This window comes from Pseudomonas sp. P4_C8 (genome assembly GCF_056401975.1).
In genome coordinates this window covers 1-671 of record NZ_JBFUIH010000119.1, presented here as the reverse complement: position 1 = coordinate 671, position 671 = coordinate 1, and the positions used below count along the sequence as shown (strand labels likewise).

The 671-nt window shown below is 60.3% G+C and carries 1 protein-coding gene; it reads left to right on the top strand.

The features are described 5' to 3' along the window. On the top strand, nucleotides 1–412 hold a 412-nt coding region (locus AC1DWM_RS30140), incomplete at its 5' end, for a transposase (protein WP_477796895.1). Nucleotides 413–671 lie beyond the last annotated feature (259 nt).

Sequence of the window (671 nt, the reverse complement as noted above, 5' to 3'; positions counted from 1 at the left end):
GCTGATGACCGTACGCGGTGTCGGACCGATCATCGCCACGGCGATACTGGCCAAACAGACCGAGCCGGAGCGCTTCGCCGATGCACGTCGCTTCGCTGCCTACTTTGGCCTGGTGCCTGATCAGAACAGCAGTGGGTCGAAGGTTCGCCTGGGCCGGATGTGCAAACGAGGCGATGGCTACGTGCGCAGCCTGATGGTGCAGGGGGCTCACGCGGTATTGAGGCAGCTGCGCCCAGATTCGGAACAGCCCGACGATCGTCGCTTGCAACGCTGGCAGAGTCGGCTGGGACGCAAGGAAGCAGCGGTACGGCTGGCGAATCGCAACCTGCGAATCATCTGGGTACTGCTACAGAATGACCAGACTTATCGCCGCCAACCGGCCGATGGCCGGCCGGCGGCGACAAGTTGTTGATCGACAGCGTTCTGCCACCGGGGCGCAAGTGCGCTCCARCCCCTGCTAGAAAACATTGACCCCAGGTCAGACCGTCGCGGATTGATGCCTGCGCTCCTACCGGCCTTCGAGGCCTGAATGTAATCGGCATACCGTGAGCTCAACCAATGTTGGCCAGAAGCCAAAGATGGCTTCCTCGAATAGGCCTTATACATAGATGCAACCGGGTAGCAGTGTTTGAAAAGCAGGTAGACAGTGGGGGCGAGTCCATACATAGGAG